At 74.1% G+C, this 1,084-nt stretch carries 1 protein-coding gene; it reads right to left on the bottom strand.

Annotated features, from left to right (window positions below):
• Positions 1–82: 82 nt before the first annotated feature.
• Positions 83–727, bottom strand: a complete 645-nt coding sequence (locus tag ACYVE9_RS27925) for a SurA N-terminal domain-containing protein (protein ID WP_461030674.1) — start codon at positions 725–727, stop codon at positions 83–85.
• Positions 728–1,084 lie beyond the last annotated feature (357 nt).

Genomic DNA, 1,084 nt, shown 5'->3' with positions numbered 1-1,084 from the left:
GCCCGCAGCCGTCCGGGCGCCGAGCGCCAGGCCGGCCGCGGAACCCCGGAAGGGCCGTCCGGCCGGGGGCGGCGGTCCAGCGTCAGGCAGGCTGCGGGGACTGCGGGGACTCCTTGAGCCAGGGCTCCTCGGAACCGGTCAGCGAGACCTGCTCGTTGCTCCACTCCCCGAACCGGGGGCTGATGTCGATGCCCATGCCCTCGGCGGTCTCCACGAAGGTGCGGTCCATGACCTCACCGGCGTCCGGGCTGTTGAGGTCCACGCCGAGCGACTCCGCGATCTTCAGCACGATCAGGTCCATGCGCAGCACCTCGTCGATCTGCTCGGGCGCCACCGCGCGCTCCTGGAGCATCTGGGCGCGCAGCGCGTCGGCGCCGCCCGCCTCCTGGGTGCGTTCGGCCCGGAACTCCTGCACGTCCCCGCGACTCACCCGGACGTTCTCCTCCTCGGCGGCCCGCTCGACGACCTTCTCCCGGATCATGCCGTTCAGCGTGTACCGGGACAGCGGTCCGGTGCTCTGGATGAGCTGGGCGCTCTGCGGGTCGGCCCGCTGAGCCTCGCGCACCGACTCGGCGCGGGACTGCACCTGGCTGACCGTGATCCGCTGCCCGTCGATGACGGCCGCCGCTCCCGGGTGTGCCGCCTCCCCGCACCCGGTGAGCAGTGGGGCGCCCAGCACGAGTGCGGCGACGGCGGAGACGGAGAGCGCGGACCTGTGGCGGTGCATGGGGCCTCCCGGCGGCGGCGAGGGTCGTGCGACGGTGCAGCGACCTGGCGGTGTTCGATCTTAGGCAGACCCCACCGCGGTCTCCACCACTTCGGCGCCACCACTTCCTCCCGCGCCACCACTTCCCGCGGATTCCCCGCACGCCGTCCCGGCAGCCGCGGGAAGGACAGCGGTGTTGGCCCGCCGTTCCCGTGCCGTACACCCGGTTGCCCGAGAGTGTGCGCCGTGTCCCATGAAGCAGCCGTGCACCGTTCGCACCAGCAGCCCCCGCAGGGCGCCACCGACCCGGCGGCCGACGCGTCCCCCGACGCGTCCGCGCACGTCCCCCCGCAGCACCGGAGCGACGCGCCGCCCACC

This window comes from Streptomyces sparsus (genome assembly GCF_054776295.1).
This window is presented reverse-complemented; position numbering and strand designations above follow the sequence as displayed.